The sequence below is a fragment of the Myxococcus sp. AB025B genome (assembly GCF_006518215.1).
Lineage (GTDB): Bacteria > Myxococcota > Myxococcia > Myxococcales > Myxococcaceae > Myxococcus > Myxococcus fulvus.
The window spans coordinates 39955-54665 of sequence record NZ_SRLW01000002.1; the positions used below are offsets into that span (position 1 = coordinate 39955).

Below are 14711 nucleotides of genomic sequence, written 5' to 3' on the forward strand. Positions count from 1 at the left end.
CCACCCCATCTCCCAGGCACCGCCTCGCGTCCGCGATGAACGCAGACGCGTACCATCGCGACGCGCGATGGCGCATCGACGGGGTTGTCCTTCCGAGCCCCGCGTGCACCGAGACAACCGGGCACGGTGGCTGCAATCGCTGTCGGGATGGACAACCCCACACGCCCCAACATCCTGCTGCTGACAGTGGACCAGCTCATGTTCCCGCGCTTCGCGTATGGCGCGGGGGGAGGATTCCTTCCCGGCATCAAGGACCTCCTGGGGTTCATCGACGAAGGCGGCGAGGACAATCCCTATCGGAAGTTCTTCCCGGGCTTCGCGGCGCTGCGGCGCAACGCGTCCATCTTCCGCAACCACACCATCGCCGCCTCGGCCTGCATCCCCAGTCGCGCCGCCATCTACACGGGCCAGTACGGCACGCGCACCGGCGTCACCCAGACGGACGGCCTCTTCAAGAGCGGCGACGCGGCGGCCTTCCCGTGGCTCGCGCCGGAGGGGATTCCCACCATCGGCCACTGGTTCCAGAAGGCCGGCTATCACACGCACTACTTCGGCAAGTGTCACTTCGCCAATCCGCCCGAGCACTCGCTGAAGCGGCTCGGCTTCGACGACTGGGAGCTGTCCTATCCGGAGCCCCACGGGTCCTCGGTCAACAACCTGGGCACCTTCCGGGACGTGGGCTTCGCCGACCTCGCGTGCACCTTCCTGCGCAGGATGGGCCTGGGGCAGCCCTACAACCGCGCGCTGGCCGAGCAGGCCTATGCGGCGCCGCGCGCCGACGGACCGTCGACGACGCCGCAGCCGTGGTTCGCCGTCGCGTCGTTCACCAACCCGCACGACATCGCGACGTATCCCATCCTCCCCAGGCAGATGGACCCGGACGCGCGTCCCGTGGGCCCCCTGCTCGTGCCCGGTCAGCACAGCCAGTCGGCGACGCCCGTCGCGGGCAGCTGGACGCTCCCGCTCAACCCGATGGGCTTCCCGCAGGAGAACTCGCACCTGCCGCCCAACGTGCATGACTCGCTGGCCAACAAGCCCACCTGTCAGCGCGACTACGCGTACAAGATGGGGCTCGCGCTCGCGGCGAAGACGGGGCTCGCGATGCACCAGGCGAAGGAGTCCATCGACCCCGTCGCCGTCACGCTCAACTCGGGCATCCCCTTCCAGCTCACCGCCGCCCCGGACGAGTCCACGCTGCGCTTCAACCAGTACTACACCTGGCTCATCCACCTGGTGGACGGACACATCGAGCGCGTGCTGCGCACGCTCGATGAATGTGGCCTCGCGAAGAACACCATCGTCGTCTTCCTCTCCGACCACGGTGAGTACGCCGGCTCCCACGGCTACATGATGGAGAAGTGGCACACCGCCTATCAGGAGGCGCTGCACGTGCCGCTCGTGGTGCGGATGCCGCTGGAGAAGGAGCGTCCCCAGACGCGGCAGCACGAGGCGCTCACCAGCCACGTGGACGTGCTGCCCACGCTGCTGGGGCTCGCGGGCCTGTCACCGGGAGAGGTCGACGCCATCCGCACGGACCTGCGCCTGCATCACCCCGTGCCGCCGTTCGTCGGCGCGGACCTGAGCCCGCTGGTGCAGGGCACCGCGGACATGGTGACGGAGCAAGATGGGACGGCCCGTCAGGGCGTGCTCTTCATCACGGACGACGAAATCACCGAGCCCCTGCCGCGCACCGGCGACCCGCACCAGATTCACGACGAGGCCATCTACTCGGTGTTCGTGCGCTCGGTGGAGGCGCTTCGCGATGGCACCACTCGCGCGGGGCACCTGCCATGGCTCGCGCCGGGGCCGGTGTGCCAGCCCAACCACGTGCGCTGCGTGCGCACGCCGCGCTGGAAGCTGTCGCGGACGTTCGACCCGTCGGGCGAGCACGCGGACCAGTGGGAGCTGTATGACTTGCAGAATGACGCGCTGGAGCTGGAGAACCTGCTCGTCTTCGACGGCCCGTTCCCCACCCTCGTCTCCAAGCTGCCCCCCGGGCTCTCACCCGGGGAGGTCGAGTCCGCCGCGCGCGAGACGCACGCGCTGCTCCTGAAGTACGAGGCGGAGAAGCTGTCGCCCTGGCCCGCCTCGTAGTCACTCGGACGCGGCGGCGGCGCCCACCGGCTCGAGCTCGGAGTAGACGCCGTCCTCGAGCCGGTGGCGGGTGACCCCCTTCGTCGACTGCTCGGCGCCGGACGCGTCCGCCCGACAGGTCCCCGGGCCGGGTCGGATACCGGACGGCCGGGGTGCCGCAGCGACCCGCGGGGCCCGTCGCGCCACATGACACCCCAGGTCGTGGGCGTTAGCGTGGCGCCCGTGATGAGCCGCGCCCTCTCCTTCTGTCTCGTCCTGGCCGCCGCCGCCCTGCCCGTCGGCTGCCGTCACACCCGACATCCCGCGACGCCCACCGTGAGCTCGGTGGCGAGCTCGCTCTTCGCCACGCTGGAGGACGAGGGTGCGCTGGCGAGCGCCTTCGTGCTGGACGCGACGACGGGCGAGCCGCTGTATGCCCACCGCGAGCACGTGCGGCTGCTGCCCGCGTCGACGATGAAGGTCGTCTCCACCGCGTCCGTCCTCTCCGCGCTGGGCGCGGACTATCGCTTCCAGACGCCGGTGACGCTGGAGGGCACGCTGACCGACGGGCTGTTCCTCGGAGACCTCGTGGTGGACTCGTCGGGAGACCCGTCCCTGGGCTCGTGGCGCTTCCCCGAGACAGCGCTCGCCTGCGAGCAGGTGGCCGACGCGCTCCAGGCGAAGGGCGTGCGGCAGTGGAAGGGACAGGTGCGCGTGCGCGGCATCGACGACGACGCTCCCTTCGGCCCCGGCTGGGCCTGGGATGATGTCGCGTACGCCTACAGCGCGGCGCCCACGCCCTTCGTCTTCCGCGAGAACGTGGTGGACCTCGCGCTCTCCCGCCCCGAGGGCGCGGACTGCGCGCAGCCGCCCCACGTCCAGCTCACGCCCGCCTTCGCCACGCTCTCCACCGTCGTGCGCGTGGACCCGAACGCGGAGCGCGCCAACCTCTCCTGCACCCGTCAGCGCGGCGCTCCGGGCGTTCGCTGCGTGTGGCGCTCGCCCGTCAACCAGTGTCCGCGCACGGCCAACGTGCGGCTCTCCGTGGACGAGCCCCAGGTGCTCTTCGCCGCGTGTGTCGAGGAGGCCCTGCTCAAGCGGGGCGTGCCGCGCCTGCCCTTCACGCTGGAGGCCCCCGCCCCCTTGCGTCCGCCCGTGCCCGAGCCGCTCGTCACGCTCGCCAGTCCGCCCCTGTCCGAGCTGGTGAAGGTCACCAACAAGGAGTCGCTCAACCTCTACGCGGAGCGGCTGGGCCTGCGCTTCGCCCGTGAGCGCGGCGGCGCGGAGGGCTACGCGAACCTGCGCACCGCGCTGGCCGAGGAGCTCACCCGCCGAGGCATCCCCGCCCGTGATTTGCGCCCCGTCGATGGCAGCGGCCTGTCGCGCTACAACCTGGCCACCGCGCGGGGCCTGGCGCGCGTGCTCTTCACCAGCCTGCGCGAGCCGTATGGCGCGGCGCTGGTGGACAGCCTGCCCGTGGCGGGCGTGGACGGCACGCTCGCCAACCGCCCGGTGACGCCCGTCACCGCAGGCCGCATCCGCGCGAAGACGGGCACCCTGTCCGGACAGAAGTGCTTCGCGGGCGTGGTGGAGCGCCCCGGGGACGCCGAGCACCCGCGCGTCGTCTTCGCGCTGATGCTGGGCAACATGGACGAGGCCACCGCGCTGCCCGCCAACGAGGCGTTCGACCGCTTCGCCGCGGCCCTCGTGGAGCTGCCGCTGCGCGCGCCGTAGAAGGCGGGAACGGCCGGTATTCCCGGCGCGCCTGACGCGCCGCGCGCCTGGAGGCAATCCGAGGCAACACCCGGCCCCTCGCGGCATTCCCCTGGCGGGAACCCACCCCTGGAGGTGGGAGGACATGGCAGGCTGCGGCCCGCCAAATCCCCCTTCCGAGGTGTGAACATGAAGCTGAGAACCGCGATGGCCGCGGCGGCGCTGATGCTGCCCCTGGCGTCCCTGGCCGCGGCCAAGGGCCCCTCCAAGCCGCCCGCCACGGAGAAGAAGGACGTCGTCGACACCTACCACGGCACGGAGGTCAAGGACCCGTACCAGTGGCTGGAGGCCACCGACGACGCGAAGGTGAAGCAGTGGAACGACGCGCAGAACGCCCACACGCGCGCCATCCTCGACAAGCTGCCTGGCCGTGAGCCGCTGCGCCAGCGCATCTCCGAGCTGCTCGGGTGGAAGTCCCCGGGCTACGGCGCGCTGACCGAGGCGGGCGGCACGCTCTTCGTCATCAAGTTCCAGCCGCCGCGCCAGCAGCCGTACCTGGCGGTGCTCGGCTCGGTGGAGGACCCGTCCAAGGAGCGCGTGCTCCTGGACCCCATGGTGCTGGACCCCAAGGGCCACACCACCATCGACTTCTTCGAGCCCACGCTGGACGGCAAGAAGCTGGCGGTGTCGCTGTCGAAGAACGGCACGGAGAGCGGCGACGTCTCCGTCTATGACGTGGCCACCGGCAAGCCGCTGCCCAACGAGGTGGTGCCGCGCGTCAATGGCGGCACGGCCGGCGGCGGGCTCGCGTGGAACGCGGACGGGACGGGCTTCTTCTACACGCGCTATCCGCGCGGCGAGGAGCGCCCGGCCGCGGACCGCGACTTCTTCCAGCAGGTCTACTTCCACAAGCTGGGCACGCCCACCGAGCAGGACACGTACGCGCTGGGCAAGGACTTCCCGCGCATCGCCATGACGGAGCTGGAGACGTCTCCGGACGGCAAGCACATCGCGGCCATGGTCGCCAACGGCGACGGCGGCGAGTACATGCTCTATCTGCATGGCCCCGACGGGAAGTGGGCGCAGGTGACGAAGTTCGCGGACAAGGTCATCCGCAGCCGCTTCGGCCACGACGGCGCCCTCTACCTGCTCAGCCGCCAGGACGCGCCGCGCGGCAAGGTGCTGCGCCTGCCCCTGGCCACGCCGACGCTGGACAAGGCCACGGTGCTGGTGCCCGAGGGCGAGGCCAGCATCCAGGGCTTCTTCCCCGCGAAGACGCGCCTGTACATCAACGAGCAGCTGGGTGGCCCGTCGCAGGTCCGCATCGTGGACCTGAAGGGCAAGGACCTGGGCCTGGTGCCCACGCCGCCCGTGTCCTCCACCGGCGGCCTGGTGAGCGCGGGCGGTGACGACGTGTACTTCAGCAACGTCAGCTTCGTGCAGCCGCAGGCCTGGTACCGCTTCTCCGCCAAGGACGGCCAGGTGACGAAGACGGCGCTGGCGCGCACGGCGCCGCTGGACATGAGCGACGTGGAGGTGGTGCGCACCGAGGCCACGTCCAAGGACGGCACCAAGGTTCCGCTCTCCATCCTGAAGAAGAAGGGCACGAAGCTGGACGGGAAGAACCCGACGCTGCTCACCGGCTACGGCGGCTTCAACATCTCCATCTCCCCGGGCTTCAACGCGCTGGCGGGCCTGTGGCTGGAGCAGGGCGGCGTCTACGCGGTGGCCAACCTGCGCGGCGGCTCGGAGTTCGGCGAGAAGTGGCACGCCGAGGGCTCGCTGACGAAGAAGCAGAACGTGTTCGACGACTTCCACGCGTGCGCGAAGCTGCTGGTGGACCAGAAGTACACGCAGCCCAGGAAGCTGGCCATCCAGGGCGGCAGCAACGGCGGCCTGCTCATGGGCGCTGTCGTCACGCAGCACCCGGAGGCGTACGGCGCCGTGGTGGCCCGCGTGGGCCTCTACGACATGCTCCGCTCGGAGCGCACGTCCAACGGCCAGTTCAACGTCACCGAGTACGGCTCGGTGAAGGACCCCGAGCAGTTCAAGGCGCTCTTGGCCTACTCGCCCGTGCACAACGTGAAGGACGGCGCGAAGTACCCGTCCGTGCTCTTCACCTCCGGCGCCAATGACCCGCGCGTGGACCCGTTCCACTCGCGCAAGATGGTGGCGCGGATGCAGGCGGCCACGTCGACGAAGAACCCCATCCTGCTGCGCGCCGACGCGGAGACGGGCCACGGCGCCGGCACGCCGCTCAACGCGCGCATCGAGGAGGAGGTGGACGCGTACTCGTTCATCTTCAGCCAGCTGGGCGTGAAGTACCTGCCCCCCGCGAAGAAGGTGGCCGCGCCGAAGCCGCAGTAGTCACAGCGTCGTCGTGCACGGGGCCCGCCGCGGGTCCGGGACTGTTCTTCCGGACACGTGCGCGGGCCTCGTCATGTCCGGGGTGCACTGTCGCCTGGAGTGGCCACGGGCACGCGTGCCACCATGCGCGGCATGTCCCCCACCCCGCTCGACGCCCTTACCACGCCCGCCGCCCTCGTGGACCTGGACCGCGTGGAAGCCAACCTGCGCCGCGTGGCGGACTACACGCGCGAGCACAAGCTCCACTGGCGGCCCCACACGAAGACGCACAAGACGGCGGAGCTCACGCGGCTGCAGCTCGCCTCGGGGGCCGTGGGCGCCACGGTGGCCACCGTGCGCGAGGCCGAGGTCATGGCCACCGTCGCGGACGACGTGCTGCTCGCCTACCCACCCGTGGGCCCGGCGCGCCTGTCACGACTGATGGCCCTGCCCTCGCGCACGCGCCTCACCGTGGCGCTCGACTCCACCGTGGCGCTCGACGGGCTCGGCCACGCGGCGCGGCAGGCCGGGCGCACCGTGGGCGTGCTGGTGGAGCTGGACCTGGGCATGCGGCGGGTGGGCGTGCAGACGCCGGCGGACGCGGTGACGCTGGCGCGCGCGGTGGCGGAGACGAAGTCCGTGGCGTATCGCGGCGTCATCTTCTATCCGGGCCAGGTGCGCGCGCCGGTGGAGCAGCAGGACGCGGCGCTCGCGGACCAGCGCTCGCGACTGGGCGCCTTCCTGGACGCGCTCTCGGTCGAGGGGCTCGAGCCCGAGGTGGTGAGCGGCGGCTCGACGCCCATGCTGTGGCGCTCGCACGAGGTGCCGGGCCTGACGGAGATACGCCCCGGAATCAATGTGCTCAATGACCGCAACACGGCCTCGCTGGGCGCATGCGCCTGGAGCGACTGCGCCTTCTCGGTGCTCGCCACCGTGGTGAGCACCGCCGTGCCCGGACAGGTGGTGCTCGACGCGGGCTCCAAGGCCCTGGCCAAGGAGGAGGGGCTCGCGCCCTCGGGAGGCTACGGCGCGCTGCTGGACAGGCCGGAGCTGGTGGTGCGCAGCGTCTCCGAGGAGCACGGCCTGCTCGACGTCTCGTCCACGTCCTGGCGACCGCGCGTGGGCGAGCGCGTGCGCGTGGTGCCCAACCACGTCTGCGCCGCCGTCAACCTGCACGAGCGGCTGCACGTCCTGCGCAAGGACACGGTGATGGAGACCTGGGAGGTCGCGGCGCGCGGCTGGTGAATCAGCCCGGCACGCGCACGGCGTCCAGCCGCTCCAGCTCCCGCGTCAGCAGCGTCTCCAGCTCGCGGATGTTCCGGTAGACGATGCAGCGGTACGACGCGACGTCGAAGCGCAGCTCGCGCACGTCGCGCACCAGCAGCAGCGTGGGCCGCCCCTTGCCCCACGCGTAGCCGACCTCCAGGTACACGTTGGGGTTGGCCAGCGACAGGTCCGCGATGACGACCTTCGCCGTGTCGATGCGCTCCTTGATGCGCTGGATGATGGGCCCGTCGAACACGTCCTGGTCCACGCGCTCGCACAGCATGCCCGCGGCCTTCACCGGCCCCTGGATGCCGTAGTGGAACGTGTCCTCCAGCTCCGGCGTGAAGGGCATCGCCACGAAGGCGTGGGGCTTCGCGCTGGACACCGTGCCCGCGCTCGCCATGGGAGGCGCCTGCACGAAGCCGCGCTCGCGGCGCACGCGGAAGCCCCCGCCGGGCAGGGGCTCCACGCCGGGCGTGCCCCCCAGCCCGCGCTCCAGCGCCCTGCGCAGCCGCAGCGCGCGCCGCTCGTCCACCTCCACCACCGTGAAGCGCTCCAGCTCCTTGGGCCCCGAGCCCCGCTGGAACGCCTCGATGAGCCCTCCCACGAAGGCGAGCACCGCCTCGTCCTCGTCCAGCCCGTAGTTGGGCCCGTGCACCGTGCTCGCCACGTGCTTGAGCCCGGGCCTGGACTCCATCGCCTTGAGCGCGCGCAGCGAGAACTGGCGGATCTCGTGGTAGCCGAACTCGCCCAGCCGCACCGTGCCCACGAAGAGCGCCAGCGGTGAGCCCAGCGCGCCGTGCGTCTCCACGAAGTGGTGCTCCCCGGGCAGCACCGACACCTGCGTCGGCGGCACCCCCACCACCTCCAGCAGCCGCACCGCCTTCCCGGCCGCGCCGTACAGCTTCTGTGCAAACTTGAACAAGACAACGTCGGCCGTCGCCTCGGTGACGTCCCCCACTTCCAGCACCACGTCGAGAGCCGCGCTCATCCCTCGGACTGTAGGGCTCCGGACGGGTTGGCCCAAGGTCCGACCCAACGGTCCATTCGCGAACGGGGCCCCCCAGACCCCCTTGGCTCTAAGACTCTGGGTATGTCCAATCTGAAGAACTCCATTCGCATTGTGATATGGAGCCCTGCACACCCCGGAACACCCGGGGAACCCCACATCCCCTGGGGGGGCCTCCCCGACCTCGAAGCTTCCGGCTCGGGAAAAGTGAAGGAGAGACAGATGGCGAGCATCGGTATCGTCGGCGCCGGCACTGCCGGTCTGCACCTGGGTCTGAAGCTTCTCTCGCAGGGCATCCCGGTCAGCATCTACGCGGAGCAGGAGCCGGACGCGCTGCGCTCGGGCCGCCTGATGAACACGGTGACGCACCACGCCCCCACGCGGACGCGCGAGCGGGAGCTGTGGGTGGACTTCTGGGGCGCGCCGGAGCTGGCGATGAACCGCTGCGCCATCCACGTGCACGGGCCGGAGCTCATCAGCCTGAGGGGACGGGTGGGCGAGCCCAGCCTGTGCGTGGACTACCGGCTGTACCAGCCGCGCCTGGCCGAGGCCTTCGTGGAGCGCGGGGGCCACCTGGAGGTCCGCCCGGTGGACGCGAAGGAGCTGGAGGCGCTGTCGCGCCGTCACACGCTGATGGTGGTGGCCACCGGCCGCAACGGCCTCAACGCGCTGTTCCCGCGCGTGCCGGAGCTGTCCCCGCACACCAAGCCTCCGCGGGTGTTGTTCGCGGCCATCCTCAAGGGGCTGCGCATGCCGGAGCCGCTCGGCATGCACGTCAACCTGGTGCCCGGCCAGGGCGAGGTCTTCGAGTCGCAGATGATCACCCGCCAGGGCCGCGTGCCCAGCACGCTCATCGAGGCGATTCCCGGCACGGAGCTGGCGGCGCTGATCTCCCGCAAGCGGGACGACGACCCGGCCGCGTTCGACGCGGGCCTGCTGGACATCTTCCGCCGCTTCGCGCCCGCGACGTACGAGCGCATCGACCCGACGGAGTTCGGCGTGCGCGGTCCGCTGGACTTCCTGCAGGGCGGCTTCGCGCCGACGGTGCGCCGCGCGTGGGCCGAGCTGGGCGAGGGGCGCTATGCGATGGCGGTGGGCGACACGCACGTGACGAACGACCCCATCGCGGGCCAGGGCGCCAACGCGGCGTCCGCGTCCGCCTTCACGCTGGCGGTGGCCATCCACGACACGCTGTTGTCGGAGCGCCCCTTCGACGAGACGTTCTGCCGCGACACCGAGGCCCGGATGTGGGCCGCCGTGGCGCCGGCCACCACGTGGACCAACGCGCTGCTCGAGCCGCCTCCTGCGCACGTCATCGACCTGCTGGTGGCGGGCAGCCGCGACAGCCGGGTGGCGGACGCCATCGTCAGCGCGTTCATGATTCCCGAGCGCATCCTGGGCGCGTGCGCCTCTCCCGAGGCCACCGCGGAGTTCGTGATGAACGCGAGCCGCCCGAGCGCGGAGGTGCTGGCGGCCACGGGCGTGCTGGGCTGGGACACGGGCACGCGCATCCGGCCGCTCGCGAGCTGACCGGCGCCCAGAAAGCGTCGTGGCGCGGGCGCGAGCCTTCGCTATCCTCCCGGACCATGCGATTCGCCATCGTCGGTTCGGGAGGAGTGGGCGGCTACTACGGCGCGCGGTTGGTTCGCGCGGGTCATGAGGTGGGCTTCCTCGCCAGGGGTGCGCACCTGGCCGCCCTGCGGAAGAAGGGCCTCACCATCCTCAGTCCGGAGGGGGACTTCACCGTCCCCGTGCGCGCCGAGGAGGACGCCGCCCTGCTGGGTCCCGTGGACGTCGTCATCCTGGGCGTGAAGAACTACGACGTCGCCAGCGTGCTTCCCCAGGTGAAGACGCTGCTGGCCGCCTCCCGGGAGCCCGCGCTGGGCGGCGCCACCGCGGTGGTCGTCACGCTGCAGAACGGCGTGGACAGTCCGTCCGAGGTCGCCGCGGCCGTGGGCGAGGCGGCGGTCATCGGCGGCACCACGTACATCTCCACCGCCATCAGCGAGCCGGGCGTCATCAAGCAGACGGGCACGCAGCACCGCATCGTGCTGGGTGAGGCCTTCGGTGACACCTCGCGCGTCTCGCGGCGGGTGCAGGCCGTGCGGGACGTGCTCGCGCAGGCGGGGCTCAACGCGGAGGCGGTGGCGGACGTCCGAGCACCGCTGTGGGAGAAGCTCGCCTTCCTGGCCCCCATGGCGGGCTTCTGCACCGCCGCGAGGACCCCGGTGGGGCCGCTGCGGGAAGGCCCCTTCTTCCGGGAGATGTTCCGGGAGGCGGCGGCCGAGGTGCTCCGGGTCGCCGCCGCCGAGGGTGTCACCACCACCACGCGGGCGGACGACGTGATGAACTACATGGACGGCGTCCCCGCGGAGGTGCGCCCCTCGATGATGGTGGACTTCGACGCGGGCAAGCCGCTGGAGGTCGAGTACCTCCAGGGCACGGTGGCGCGGCGCGGCCACGCGCTCGGCGTCCCCACGCCCGTGATGAGCACGCTGTACTCCGTGCTGCTGCCGCACGCGAAGGGCGCGCGCCAGAAGTGACGTCCCGGCAGCCCTCCGGGCGAGCAGGCGCGCGGTCCGGTCCGGATGCAATGATTCGCCCTTTCGCGCATAGAGGAGAGCGATGAGCGAGCCGAACCCCCGTCTACCGCCCGGTGCCCCGTCGTCCGCCCCCCTGGGGCGCGTGGCGCTCCACGCCGTCGCCGCGGGGCTCACGCCCCTCATCCCGGTGCCGTTCCTGGATGACTACGCGCTCTACCAGGTGCGCGAGCAGCTGGTGCGCTCGCTCCTGGAGGAGCGCGGCCTGCGCGCCTCGACCCAGGCGGTGGAGGCGCTGGCGGGCTCCAGCCAGGGGAGGACCTTGGGCGGACGGCTGGCCAGCTACCTCAAGGGGTTGATGCTGCTGCCGGTGAAGAAGGTGTTCCGCAAGGTCTTCTTCGTGCTGTGGGTGAAGGACTGCGTGGACGTGGCCTCGGTGTCCCTGCACCACGGCTACCTGCTGCACCACGCGCTGGAGCGAGGCGACCTGGACGCGCTGAGCCTGCAGGGCGACAAGCCCGCGGCGGTGCACGCGGCCATGGTCGCGGCCTGCGCGGAGGTGGACGCCCGGCCCATCAACCAGGCCCTGCGCCGGCTCTTCGCGAGCAGCCGCGTGCTGATGGCCGAGGCCACGCGCGTGTTCCGGAACCCGGGCAACGTCGGGCCCCGCACGCCGGAGCCCGGCGAGGGCACCGAGGTGAAGTCGCTGTCGGAGCGCCTGCTCGCCATCCTCTGGGAGGAGCGCGGCTACTTCACGACGCTGGAGGCGCACTACGCGCGCAACCTGACGACGCCCGCGCCGCCCCCGGAGCTGAAGGCCGCCTCAGGGGCTTGAGGTCGTCGCGCGGGCCGCGCCCTCGCGGATGCGCTGCGAGAAGTCGGCCTGCCCCGCGGCCTCCAGGGCGCGCGCGTTGATGAGGTGCCGGGCGCGCACGTCGGCCAGGGGCGCGTCGCGCTCGATGAGGTCCAGCTCGTACGCGAGCTCGTCGGAGAAGGCCGGCAGGAGCGTGCGGTGGTCGTACGGCACCTTCAGCGCGCTCACCTTCTCGAAGTGACGCACCAGGTTGGTGGTGCAGTTGTTGTAGACGGAGTTGTAGAACTCCGGGTGCTCGTGCAGCGCGTTCATCCGCGCCACCATGTCCAGGAAGAAGTCGGAGATGCGCTCCTTCGACGCGTTCACCGGGTAGAGATACACGTCGTCGCGGCGGTGGTTTGCGCGCAGCTGGACCAAATCCCTCTCGTCACCCACCACGTAGACCAGCTCGAACTGGCGGAACAGCCCGCCCACGGCGGAGAACGTCTCGCCCTTCTCGCGGCGCACCTCCACGGAGAAGACGACGTAGCGCCCGTCCGAGAAGCCGAAGCTCACCATGGTGTGCGCGGCGCCGTAGAAGCCGGAGAACGGCTCGACGATGAACCAGGCCCCCGTCAGCTCCTTCGCGTCGTAGGTGGCCGTGTACCAGGAGGCATCCCAGTCCGTCGTGCTGCGGTAGCGGAAGTCGCGCACGTCATGAATCGTCACGCGCGAGCCCTCCACGTCCGCCCGGGCCATCCGCGCCAGGTCCGGCGCCCATTCCCGCTGGTTGGACGGCGCGTGGGAGAAGGCCCAGAAGTGCAGGCCCGCGCCCGCCGCCACCACCACGCCCACCGCGCCCAGCTTCGAGCCCTTCTTCCAGACGAAGACGGCCAGCCCCGCCACCACCAGCGCGCCCAGGGCCCGCAACCAGTGCGGCCCCTCCGGCCCCGCTCCCGTCAGCGCGAGCGCGAGCGCGGCCCAGCCGGTGCCGCCCAGGACGACGAGCCCGGTGATGACCTTGGAAGCCCCCGAGGAGAATCGCATGTCCCCAGTATTCCTTGCCCCGCCTTCCACCGCCACCCCGCCCGTCGGGCTCGCCCGGCTCTCCGGAGAAGCCGCCTGCCCCCGGGTATCACTTCGCACGGCGATGACATATGAGAGCCGGGAGGGCTCGGTTATCAGAGCCCTCCGGGTCTCCTGGAGCCGTCGTGTCATTGCTCGCCCTGCTCTTCAAGAAGTCGAAGCTGCCCATCATCCTCGCCGCGTTGCTGGGCATCCTCACGGGCGCCTGTAGCGCGGCGCTCGTCGCGGCGATGAATCAGGCCCTGACGTCCCGGACGGTGGCGGATGCGATGCCGCTGATGCCCGTCTTCGTGGGGCTGGCGGTGGCCGTGCTGGTGCTGCGAATCATCTCCCAGCTCCAGCTGGCCTCCATGCAGCAGGAGGCGCTGCTGGACCTGCGGCTGTCGCTGTGTCGACGCATCCTCGAGGCGCCCCTGCGCAAGCTGGAGGAGGCCGGGCCGCACAAGCTGCTCGCCGCGCTGACCGAGGACATCAGCGTCATCAACAGCACCATCGCCGTCATCCCCGGCGTCATCATCTGTCTGGCGACGCTGGTCGGCTGTCTCGTGTATCTCGCGTGGCTGTCCGGTCCCCTCCTGGGGCTCATCCTGGGCGTCATCGCGGTGGTGATGGCGAGCGTGGCGCTGCCCAACCGCTATGCCTACGCGCAGTTCTTCAAGCGGCGTGAAACCCATGACGCGATGTACAGCGGCTTTCGCACGCTCATCGACGGCTCGAAGGAGCTGCAGCTCCACCACGCGCGCAGCGAGGACTTCTTCAACCGGGACCTGAAGCCGACGGCGGAGGAGGTCTCGCGCATCTCCCTGACGACGAGCAAGCTCTTCATCATCACCGGCAGCTGGGGCGGCTTCATGGTGATGGCCGTCATCGGCTTCATCCTCTTCGGAGTGCCGCGCTTCCAGGACGTGGAGATGTCCACGCTGGCGGCGTACGCGCTGGTGGTGCTGTACCTGCAGCAGCCGCTCGACGGGCTGATGAACCAGTGGCCCAACCTGTCGCGCAGCCACGTGGCGATGAAGAAGCTGGAGAAGCTGGGCCTGTCGCTGGAGGACCCGGAGCCCTCCGCGTCCGACGACGGCATGCCGCGCGACTTCCAGCGCATCGAGCTGGTCGGCCTCGGCCACACCTACCGACGTGAGCTGGACGGCGCCAGCTTCACGCTGGGCCCCATCGACGCGACGCTGCGGCGCGGGGAGCTGGTGTTCCTGGTGGGTGGCAACGGCAGCGGCAAGACGACGCTGGCCAAGCTGTTCACGGGCCTCTACGCCCCCGAGCAGGGCGAGCTGCGCGTGGACGGCGTCCCCGTCACCGCCGCCACCCGGCGCGCCTACCGTCAGCTGTTCTCCGCCGTCTTCTTCGACTTCCACCTCTTCGAGCGGATGCTCGGCCTGGACCACCCTGGCATGGAGGACAAGGCCCGCCAGTACCTCACCCGCCTGCAGCTCGAGAAGAAGGTCCGGGTGGAGGACGGCAAGCTGTCCACCGTGGCGCTGTCCCAGGGGCAGCGCAAGCGCCTGGCCCTGCTCACGTCGTTCCTGGAGGACCGCCCCATCTACGTCTTCGACGAGTGGGCCGCGGACCAGGACCCGGTGTTCCGCGAGCTCTTCTACCGCGAGATGCTCCCGGCGCTCAGGGACCAGGGCAAGCTCGTCTTCGTCATCAGCCATGACGACCGCTACTTCCACCTGGCGGACCGGGTGCTCAAGCTCGAGGCCGGGCAGCTGGTGCCCTCCTCCACGCCCCTGGTGGCGGCCGTGCCCGCATGAAGACAGGGTGATACAGACTCCGACACATCACTCGGATACCTGAGTGTCACGCTTTCAGTGGCAATCCGTGATAATGGTTTTTGTAACGGAGTGACCGCCTGACACGTGCACCGGACTGA

General features: G+C 70.7%; 10 protein-coding genes. 8 read left to right on the top strand and 2 right to left on the bottom strand.

What is annotated here, in order from left to right:
* The first annotated feature begins 147 nt into the window (after positions 1 to 147).
* The 4 genes from FL311_RS00745 (at position 148) to FL311_RS00760 (ending at position 7377) form a co-directional block, all read left to right on the top strand.
* Entirely contained in the window at positions 148 to 2094 is a 1947-nt protein-coding gene (locus FL311_RS00745; RefSeq protein ID WP_141322865.1) for a sulfatase-like hydrolase/transferase, read from the top strand.
* 225 nt (positions 2095 to 2319) lie between these two features.
* Positions 2320 to 3807, top strand: coding sequence for a D-alanyl-D-alanine carboxypeptidase/D-alanyl-D-alanine-endopeptidase (dacB, locus tag FL311_RS00750; RefSeq protein ID WP_141322866.1), 1488 nt, complete (start codon positions 2320 to 2322; stop codon positions 3805 to 3807).
* Between the two features lie 168 nt (positions 3808 to 3975).
* Positions 3976 to 6153, top strand: coding sequence for a prolyl oligopeptidase family protein (locus FL311_RS00755; RefSeq protein ID WP_141322867.1), 2178 nt, complete (start codon positions 3976 to 3978; stop codon positions 6151 to 6153).
* Between the two features lie 123 nt (positions 6154 to 6276).
* Positions 6277 to 7377 (top strand): D-TA family PLP-dependent enzyme, encoded by a 1101-nt coding sequence (locus FL311_RS00760; protein WP_228556600.1) that lies wholly within the window; start codon positions 6277 to 6279, stop codon positions 7375 to 7377.
* Between the two features lies 1 nt (position 7378).
* Here FL311_RS00760 and FL311_RS00765 read toward each other — a convergent pair whose 3' ends face one another.
* Positions 7379 to 8389, bottom strand: coding sequence for a hypothetical protein (locus FL311_RS00765; protein WP_141322868.1), 1011 nt, complete (start codon positions 8387 to 8389; stop codon positions 7379 to 7381).
* Between the two features lie 240 nt (positions 8390 to 8629).
* On the opposite strand from FL311_RS00765, the gene FL311_RS00770 reads away from it, so the two are divergent.
* The 3 genes from FL311_RS00770 to FL311_RS00780 all read left to right on the top strand — a co-directional run bounded on the left by FL311_RS00770 (position 8630) and on the right by FL311_RS00780 (position 11782).
* The gene (locus FL311_RS00770; protein WP_141322869.1) at positions 8630 to 9937 is read left to right on the top strand and encodes a styrene monooxygenase/indole monooxygenase family protein; all 1308 of its coding nucleotides are present in this window, start codon (positions 8630 to 8632) and stop codon (positions 9935 to 9937) included.
* A gap of 56 nt (positions 9938 to 9993) precedes the next feature.
* Entirely contained in the window at positions 9994 to 10950 is a 957-nt protein-coding gene (locus FL311_RS00775) for a ketopantoate reductase family protein (protein WP_141322870.1), read from the top strand.
* A gap of 82 nt (positions 10951 to 11032) precedes the next feature.
* Positions 11033 to 11782: a hypothetical protein gene (locus FL311_RS00780; RefSeq protein WP_141322871.1), complete on the top strand. Its 750-nt coding sequence runs from the start codon at positions 11033 to 11035 to the stop codon at positions 11780 to 11782.
* Here the strand turns inward: FL311_RS00780 and FL311_RS00785 are convergent.
* Entirely contained in the window at positions 11771 to 12787 is a 1017-nt protein-coding gene (locus tag FL311_RS00785) for a DUF4105 domain-containing protein (protein ID WP_141322872.1), read from the bottom strand. The two genes, FL311_RS00780 and FL311_RS00785, sit on opposite strands and share 12 nt — an antisense overlap.
* Before the next feature lie 164 nt (positions 12788 to 12951).
* On the opposite strand from FL311_RS00785, the gene FL311_RS00790 reads away from it, so the two are divergent.
* On the top strand, positions 12952 to 14592 hold the full coding sequence (locus FL311_RS00790) for a cyclic peptide export ABC transporter (RefSeq protein WP_141322873.1): 1641 nt from the start codon (positions 12952 to 12954) through the stop codon (positions 14590 to 14592).
* The last annotated feature ends 119 nt before the right edge of the window (positions 14593 to 14711 follow it).

Excerpts from the sequence above, each read along its gene's own strand:
- FL311_RS00745 (WP_141322865.1), top strand. The coding sequence starts at position 148 with ATGGACAACCCCACACGCCCCAACATCCTGCTGCTGACAGTGGACCAG.
- dacB (WP_141322866.1), top strand. The coding sequence starts at position 2,320 with ATGAGCCGCGCCCTCTCCTTCTGTCTCGTCCTGGCCGCCGCCGCCCTG.
- FL311_RS00755 (WP_141322867.1), top strand. The coding sequence starts at position 3,976 with ATGAAGCTGAGAACCGCGATGGCCGCGGCGGCGCTGATGCTGCCCCTG.
- FL311_RS00760 (WP_228556600.1), top strand. The coding sequence starts at position 6,277 with ATGCGCGGCATGTCCCCCACCCCGCTCGACGCCCTTACCACGCCCGCC.
- FL311_RS00765 (WP_141322868.1), bottom strand. The coding sequence starts at position 8,389 with ATGAGCGCGGCTCTCGACGTGGTGCTGGAAGTGGGGGACGTCACCGAG.
- FL311_RS00770 (WP_141322869.1), top strand. The coding sequence starts at position 8,630 with ATGGCGAGCATCGGTATCGTCGGCGCCGGCACTGCCGGTCTGCACCTG.
- FL311_RS00775 (WP_141322870.1), top strand. The coding sequence starts at position 9,994 with ATGCGATTCGCCATCGTCGGTTCGGGAGGAGTGGGCGGCTACTACGGC.
- FL311_RS00780 (WP_141322871.1), top strand. The coding sequence starts at position 11,033 with ATGAGCGAGCCGAACCCCCGTCTACCGCCCGGTGCCCCGTCGTCCGCC.
- FL311_RS00785 (WP_141322872.1), bottom strand. The coding sequence starts at position 12,787 with ATGCGATTCTCCTCGGGGGCTTCCAAGGTCATCACCGGGCTCGTCGTC.